Consider the following 7963-nt stretch of genomic DNA (forward strand, 5'->3'; position numbering starts at 1 on the left):
CTCTGCATTTAGTCGCTGTTTTTCACCTGACGAATAACATCAAGCACGGAGCCATCGCGATAGCGCACCACCGCCACCACCCGATCGGTAAACTCGATCGGCTGCGGCTTGCCGGTTAGCAGTTCCGCACGCTGCTGCAGTTCCTCAATAGTCATCAGCGGAATGCCCGCGTTGCGCAAATTGTCGATCAGATCCTGGCGCGCCGGGTTTACCGCTATGCCATGGTCGGTGACCAGCACATCTACGCTGGCTCCCGGCGTGACGCGGGTCAGCACTTTTTCCACGACGCAGGGAATACGGCCGCGAACTAATGGCGCGGTAATGATGGTCAAATCCGCACCGGCGGCGGTATCGCTATGGCCGCCGGACGCGCCGCGCAGCACGCCGTTAGAGCCGGTCATCACGTTAACGTTAAAGTCGGTATCGATTTCCAGCGCGCTGAGCATCACCACGTTTAAGCGCTCGCAGGAGGCGCCTTTAGAGCCCGGGCTGGCATACTGATTGGTGGAGATCTCAACGTGGTTTGGGTTCTGCGCCAATGAACGCGCCGCGTCGCCATCGAACGATTGGGTATCGAGCAGCGTTTTAATCAACCCTTTTTCGTGCAGGTCAACCATCGTCCCGGTGATGCCGCCAAGGCCGAAGCTGGCGGTAATACCGTTACGGCGCATTTTATCTTCGAGGAAGCGGCTCACCGCCAGCGAGGCGCCGCCGGTACCGGTCTGCAGCGAGAAACCGTCTTTAAAGTACCCGGAATGCTCAACGACTTTCGCCGCCTGGCGGGCGATCAGCAACTCACGCGGGTTGCTGGTCAGACGGATCGCGCCAGCGGTGATTTTTTCCGGATCGCCGACTTCGTCCACCTGGACTATCAGATCGACCTGATCCTGGGCGATACTGGCCGGATAGTTAGGATAATCCACCCACTCTTCGGTCAGCAGCACTACGCATTTGGCATGTTCCGCATCAACGCGCGCGTAGCCCAGCGAACCGCAGCGTGATTTACCGCTAAAGCCGTTGGCGTTGCCAAACTCATCGCAGCAAGGAACGCCGAGAAACGCGACATCAATCGACAGCTCGCCGCTTTGAATCAGCTGTACGCGACCGCCGTGGGAGTGGATCTGTACCGGGTTTTCCATTAAACCGGCGGAGATCTCCTCGCCCAACTTGCCGCGCAGGCCGGAGGTGTAGATCTGGCGGATCACGCCATTTTTAATATGCTCGATCAGCGGCCAGTGGGCGTCGATCAGCGAACTGGATGCCAGCGTCAGATCGCGAAAACCCATTTCCGCCAGCTTCGCCACTACCATATTGACGACTTTGTCACCGCCGCGAAACGCGTGGTGGAACGAAATGGTCATGCCGTTTTGCAAACCGGAACGACGAATCGCCGTTTCCAGCGAATCGCAGATTTTACGCTGACGTTTTTCGCTTTCGCTCGCCAACCACGGGCTTTTCGCCGTCACGCCCGCATAAGGCGCTAACCCTTCCGGCATCACGTACTGCTGATTAAGCATTGTTACTGTCTCTTTCATCTTATTCCCCTTAATCACGAATACCGGAAGCCGAGAGCGCCACCACTTTGCGAGCATGGTCGATAATCGGTCCATCGATCATCTTGCCGTTCAGCGATACCACGCCAAGACCTCGCGTTTCGGCTTCTTCCGCCGCGGCAATCACTTCCAGCGCGTGATCGACCTCTTTGCGCGTCGGGGCATAGACCTGATGCAGGAGTTCAATTTGTCGTGGGTTAACCAACGATTTGCCGTTAAAACCGAGGTTTTTGGCCAGATTCGCTTCCGCCAGGAAGCCCTCTTCGTTATTGATATCCGACCACACCACGTCATAGGCGGCGATGCCGGCAACGCGCGCGGCATGCAGTACAGCGCAGCGGGCGTAGAACAGTTCAGTACCGTCGCCGCGGGAGGTGCCCATATCCATGACGTAATCGAAGGCCGCCAGCGCGATCGTCGCCAGACGCGGGCTGGCGCGGGCGATCTCCACCGCGTTCACCACGCCCAGCGCCGACTCGATCGCCGCCATTAACTTGGTGCTGCCCACTTCCCGGCCGCACTCGCGTTCAATCCGCTCAACATGCGCTTCCAGCTCATGGATATCTTCTTTGCTGTCGGTTTTCGGCAGACGCACCATATCCACGCCCGCGCGGACTACCGCTTCAAGGTCGGCGAGACCGAACGGCGTATTCAGCGGGTTAATGCGCACCACGGTTTCGATATCCTGATACAGCGGATGCTGCAGCGCCTGATGCACCAGCAGGCGGGCGGTATCTTTTTCGCGTAGCGAAACGGCATCTTCAAGGTCGAACATCACCGCATCGGCGCCGTAAACGAATGAAGTGCTTAACATGGCGGCATTGGCGCCAGGGATGAACAGCATACTGCGACGTGGTTTCATAGCTGGCTCCATTGTAATTGGGACTGTTGCGCCGCGCGCAGCGCCGCGGCCTGTACGCGGGCCCGCAGTACGCACTCCAACGCGCCTTTATCATCGACCACCACGTTGGCCTGCTTCACGCCAAGCTGCGCCAGCGTTTCTCTGACTACCTGCTCAATTGCGGCGCCAAACTGTTGTTTCACAATGCTGTCGATTTCCAGCTGAATGCCCGGCTGCGCCGCCGGTCCAATCCTGACCATCACATCGCTGGACTCCAGCGTGCCGGCCAGGGCGTCAATCTTCATTTCCATAGGGGAAAATCCTTAGTTAGGGCATAAAAATCAGGCGGTTTGATGTTCGCTTTCCGCCAGTTGCATCAGAAAAGAGAGGGTCCCCGGCGGTACCAGCGCCGCGACCGCCTGCCAGTTGCGCTGTCGATAGAGTTCGCGCACTCGGGAGGCCGACACGGGTCCACCATTTTTTTCGATTCGCGCCAGCTCAACCACTTCAACGGGCGGCGCGTCGCCTGGCGCTTCCAGCAGGGACTTCATGCGCTGGTTGTAATTACGGGTCAGGGGACACAGCGGCTCGGCGCCAACAAAGCGATGGGTAATCTGTAGCGCCGGGGCCAGGCGCTCGCGGAAGAGCTGTAGGTCAATCTGGCTGTGGCAGTCATCAACCACCCCCTGCTCTTTCAGGAAATAGCCGGGGAACGTCGCCCGCGAGATCAGATACGCCGAACCAGGATGCAGCGTCACGTTATCGATGCCGGCAATCCCCTGTTCAATGAGTTTGAAGCGATCGTGATAGGAAAAGCAGGACGCATCTTCTTTGACCACAAACAGATGTAGCCAGTCGCACTGGCTGGCCGCCTGTTCCACCAACCAGCGGTGGCCAAGGGTGAAGGGGTTGGCGTTCATCACGATAGCGCCGATTTTTCTTCCCGGCTGACGATACATCGCCAGCTGTCGGCAGTAACGAGTCAGTCGTTCGCGGCTATTTTCCATTAGCACGGCGCGGTCGCCCGCCTGGGCTATCGGCCAGAAGCCGGCGCCGGAAAATAGCGCGGCATTGCAAGGTTTAGTGAACAAAAACAGTTCGCTGCGCCCCAGTTCATAGGCCAGCGTCAGGAGCTCGGTCAGTAATTTAAGGCTCAGCCCTTCCCCCTGCAGCGAGGGATCGATGGCAATACATTTCAGTACATTGCCGGCAATAGCACCGCAGCCGACCAGCCGCTGTTGATACTCGGCGACGATCGCCATTTCACAGTCGGCTTCTAACGACAGCTGATGCTGGCGAAGAAACCGATCGATCGCTTCTCGCCGCGGTTTATCTTTTAATAGCTGAACGCGTTTTAATATCAGAGTCATTTTTAGCGCTTCGTTATTCCAAAACGAACTGTATTTCGCCAGCGTTCGGCTGTTGATACTTGTATTTAAGTCACAGTTTTTCTCGTGGCTTAATTGGCTTTATGGTTTTTATGTTGTTAATTAATTCAGCATCATTAAACCAATTAAATTAATAAAAAACACGAGTATTCAGTGAAGGTAATCACACCTTACCACTAAAGCTATTTATTACTATGCGCCGGTATTATTACTCCATCAATAAACAGGAAAACGTTTATGACTAACATGAGTCAGGCTCCGGCGACGGAGAAGAAGGGTGTTAGCGACCTGCTGGGATTTAAAATCTTCGGCATGCCGCTTCCCCTTTACGCGTTTGCGTTAATTACGCTATTACTTTCACATTTTTATAACGCTTTACCCACCGACATCGTCGGCGGTTTTGCCATCATGTTTATCATCGGCGCTATATTCGGTGAAATTGGCAAACGCCTGCCAATATTCAACAAATATATAGGTGGTGCTCCAGTAATGATTTTCCTGGTAGCCGCTTATTTTGTTTACGCCGGTATTTTTACGCAGAAAGAAATCGATGCTATCAGCAACGTTATGGATAAGAGTAACTTCCTTAACTTATTCATCGCGGTATTAATTACCGGAGCAATTCTGTCGGTGAACCGCCGCCTGCTGCTGAAATCTCTGCTCGGCTATATTCCAACCATCCTGATGGGCATTGTCGGCGCGTCTATTTTCGGCATCGCTATCGGCCTGGTGTTCGGCATTCCGGTGGATCGCATCATGATGCTGTATGTCCTGCCGATCATGGGTGGCGGCAACGGCGCGGGCGCGGTTCCGCTGTCGGAGATCTATCACTCCGTCACCGGTCGTTCTCGCGAAGAGTACTACTCAACCGCTATCGCTATTCTGACCATCGCTAACATCTTCGCCATCGTCTTTGCCGCCGTCCTCGATATCATCGGCAAAAAACACACCTGGATGAGCGGCGAAGGCGAACTGGTGCGTAAAGCCTCGTTCAAAGTCGAAGATGACGAGAAAGCGGGACAAATCACGCATCGTGAAACCGCCGTCGGTCTGGTGCTTGCCACGACCTGTTTCCTGCTGGCGTACGTCGTCGCGAAGAAAATCCTGCCAAGCATTGGCGGCGTTTCGATTCACTACTTCGCGTGGATGGTGCTGATCGTTGCAGCGCTGAACGCCTCCGGCCTGTGTTCACCGGAAATCAAAGCCGGCGCCAAGCGTCTGTCTGATTTCTTCTCTAAACAGCTGCTGTGGGTATTGATGGTCGGCGTCGGCGTTTGCTACACCGACCTGCAGGAAATCATCAACGCCATCACCTTCGCTAACGTCGTTATCGCCGCCATTATCGTTATCGGCGCAGTGATCGGCGCGGCGATTGGCGGCTGGATGATGGGCTTCTTCCCAATTGAATCAGCGATCACCGCTGGCCTGTGTATGGCTAACCGCGGCGGTTCCGGCGACCTGGAAGTTCTTTCTGCCTGTAACCGTATGAGCCTTATCTCTTATGCGCAAATCTCCTCCCGTTTGGGCGGCGGTATTGTGCTGGTCATCGCCAGCATCGTGTTCGGCATGATGATTTAACCCATACGCACGATGGCGCCGTTGAGCGGCCGAAGAAGTTGACCCAGTCAGGGACCAGCGCCGGGGGCGGCTGCGGGAAATCCACCCTGCTCCTTAGCCGGAAGCGTCGACAAGCTCGCCAACCAACGCGCCATCGTGCCCTTATTCGAGATTTTTTATGACTGATGCCGTTCTGTTAGGCGAAGGCTTCACCCTGATGTTCCTCGGCATGGGCTTCGTGCTGGCGTTTCTGCTGCTGCTCATTTTCGCCATCCGGGGAATGTCTCTCGCCGTTACCCGTCTGTTCCCTGAGCCGCCTGCAGCGCCCAAACCGGCGCCGGCCGCCGTCGCGCCCGCCGACGACTTCGCCCGCTTAAAACCGGCGATTGTCGCCGCCATTCACCACCATCGCCGCCTTAATTCTTAATTCACGGAGGAATTCATGACCGTTGCCATTACCGATGTCGTCCTGCGCGACGCCCACCAGTCCCTGTTCGCCACCCGTCTGCGTCTCGACGATATGCTGCCCGTTGCGGCTGCGCTCGACGACGTCGGCTACCGCTCCCTTGAATGCTGGGGCGGCGCCACCTTTGACGCCTGCATCCGCTTCCTCGGCGAGGACCCGTGGGTCCGCCTGCGCGAGCTGAAAAAAGCGATGCCGAAAACTCCGCTGCAGATGCTGCTGCGCGGCCAGAACCTGCTCGGCTACCGCCACTACGCCGATGACGTGGTGGAGCGCTTTGTCGAGCGCGCCGTCAAAAACGGCATGGACGTGTTCCGCGTCTTTGATGCCATGAACGACCCGCGCAACATGCAGGCCGCCCTGCAGGCGGTCCGCCGCCACGGCGCCCACGCCCAGGGCACCCTCAGCTACACCACCAGCCCGGCGCACACCCTGCAGACCTGGCTCGACCTCACCGAACAGCTGCTGGAGACCGGCGTCGACTCCATCGCCATCAAGGACATGTCCGGCATCCTCACCCCGCATGCCGCCTTTGAGCTGGTCAGCGAAATCAAAAAACGCTATGACGTCACCCTGCACCTGCACTGCCACGCCACCACCGGCATGGCGGAGATGGCACTGCTGAAGGCCATTGAAGCCGGCGTCGACGGCGTCGATACCGCCATCTCCTCGATGAGCGCCACCTATGGCCACCCGGCCACCGAAGCGCTGGTGGCCACCCTCGCCGGCACGCCGTACGACACCGGCCTCGATATCCACAAGCTGGAGAGCATCGCCGCGTACTTCCGCGAGGTGCGCAAAAAATACCACGCCTTCGAAGGCCAGCTGAAAGGCACCGACAGCCGTATCCTGGTCGCCCAGGTGCCGGGCGGCATGCTCACCAACCTCGAAGGCCAGCTGAAGCAGCAGAGCGCCGCCCACCGTCTGGATGAGGTACTGGCGGAAATCCCCCGCGTGCGCGAGGACCTCGGCTTCATCCCGCTGGTCACCCCGACTTCGCAGATTGTCGGCACCCAGGCGGTGCTCAACGTGCTGGGCGGCGAGCGCTACAAAACCATTGCGAAGGAGACCGCCGGTATTCTGAAAGGCGAATACGGCCACACCCCGGCGCCGGTTAACGCCGCCCTGCAGGCGCGGGGGCTCGACGGCGCCGACGCCGTCACCTGCCGCCCGGCCGACCTGCTGAAGCCGGAGCTGGCGGAGCTTGAAGCCGACGTCAAACGCCAGGCGCAGGAGAAGGGCATCACGCTTGCCGAAAACGCCATCGACGACGTGCTCACCGTGGCGCTGTTCCCGCAAATCGGCCTGAAGTTCCTCGAAAACCGCCACAACCCGGCGGCCTTTGAGCCGGTGCCGCAGGTGGAAGAAGCCACCTCTGCCGCGCCGGCAAAAGCCGCCGCCTCCGGTATCTACACCGTCGAAGTGGAAGGCAAAGCCTTCGTGGTCAAGGTCAGCGACGGCGGCGACGTCAGCCAGCTCAGCGCCGCTGCGCCGGTAGCCGCTGCTGCCCCGGCCCCGGCCCCGACTGGCGCCGGCACCCCGGTGACCGCGCCGCTGGCGGGCACCATCTGGAAGGTGCTGGCCAGCGAAGGCCAGGCGGTGGCGGAAGGCGAGGTGCTGCTGATTCTGGAAGCCATGAAGATGGAAACCGAAATCCGCGCCGCGCAGGCCGGTACCGTACGCGGTATCGCAGTGAAATCCGGCGATGCGGTGGCGGTCGGCGACACCCTGCTGCAGCTGGCGTAAGGACGAGGAGCGCAAATGGAAAGTCTGAACGCCCTGATTCAGGGCATGGGGCTGATGCATCTGCAGGCCGGCCAGGCGGTGATGCTGCTGGTCAGCCTGCTGCTGCTGTGGCTGGCGATTGCTAAAAAGTTCGAGCCGTTACTGCTGCTGCCGATTGGCTTCGGCGGCCTGCTCTCCAATATCCCGGAGGCCGGGCTGGCGCTGAGCGCGCTGGAAAACCTGCTGGCCCATCACGACCCGGTCCAGCTGGCGGTGATTGCCGCGAAGCTCAACTGCGCGCCGGACGTCCACGCCATCAAGGAGGCGCTGGCGCTGGCCCTGCCGTCGCTACAGGGGCAGATGGAGACACTGGCGGTGGACATGGGCTACTCCTCCGGAGTGCTGGCCATCTTCTATAAGGTGGCGATTGGCTCGG

The 7963-nt window shown here is 58.8% G+C and carries 8 protein-coding genes; 4 read left to right on the forward strand and 4 right to left on the reverse strand.

All coding sequences use genetic code 11. The features are described 5' to 3' along the window. Positions 1–8 precede the first annotated feature (8 nt). From citF to citC, 4 genes are read right to left on the reverse strand one after another with little or no spacing between them, the layout of a single operon-like run. Positions 9–1535 (reverse strand): citrate lyase subunit alpha, encoded by a 1527-nt coding sequence (citF, locus tag ABLU78_RS06330; RefSeq protein WP_045411537.1) that lies wholly within the window; start codon positions 1533–1535, stop codon positions 9–11. A 10-nt stretch (positions 1536–1545) separates the two neighbouring features. After that, a complete protein-coding gene (gene citE / locus ABLU78_RS06335; protein WP_048230104.1) occupies positions 1546–2415 on the reverse strand; it encodes a citrate (pro-3S)-lyase subunit beta in 870 nt (289 codons plus the stop codon). Further along, complete coding sequence (citD, locus tag ABLU78_RS06340) at positions 2412–2705, reverse strand: citrate lyase acyl carrier protein (protein WP_012542888.1); 294 nt, start codon at positions 2703–2705, stop codon at positions 2412–2414. Before citD ends, citE begins: the two co-directional genes overlap by 4 nt. 30 nt (positions 2706–2735) lie before the next feature. Then, entirely contained in the window at positions 2736–3764 is a 1029-nt protein-coding gene (gene citC / locus ABLU78_RS06345) for a [citrate (pro-3S)-lyase] ligase (RefSeq protein ID WP_048230103.1), read from the reverse strand. A gap of 255 nt (positions 3765–4019) precedes the next feature. On the opposite strand from citC, the gene citS reads away from it, so the two are divergent. From citS to ABLU78_RS06365, 4 genes are all read left to right on the forward strand, one after another. Further along, positions 4020–5360 carry a citrate/sodium symporter CitS gene (gene citS, locus ABLU78_RS06350; protein ID WP_042893961.1) on the forward strand — a complete coding sequence of 447 codons (1341 nt, stop codon included), beginning with the start codon at positions 4020–4022 and terminating at the stop codon, positions 5358–5360. A gap of 157 nt (positions 5361–5517) precedes the next feature. After that, on the forward strand, positions 5518–5766 hold the full coding sequence (locus ABLU78_RS06355) for an oxaloacetate decarboxylase subunit gamma (protein ID WP_015703617.1): 249 nt from the start codon (positions 5518–5520) through the stop codon (positions 5764–5766). A gap of 15 nt (positions 5767–5781) precedes the next feature. Next, positions 5782–7548: a sodium-extruding oxaloacetate decarboxylase subunit alpha gene (gene oadA, locus ABLU78_RS06360; RefSeq protein WP_142966361.1), complete on the forward strand. Its 1767-nt coding sequence runs from the start codon at positions 5782–5784 to the stop codon at positions 7546–7548. Between the two features lie 15 nt (positions 7549–7563). Beyond that, positions 7564–7963, forward strand: a 400-nt coding sequence (locus ABLU78_RS06365) for a sodium ion-translocating decarboxylase subunit beta (protein WP_348820273.1), incomplete at its 3' end; no start/stop codon positions are given.

The organism is Klebsiella sp. JN_Kp122, from assembly GCF_040062085.1.
GTDB lineage: Bacteria > Pseudomonadota > Gammaproteobacteria > Enterobacterales > Enterobacteriaceae > Klebsiella > Klebsiella aerogenes.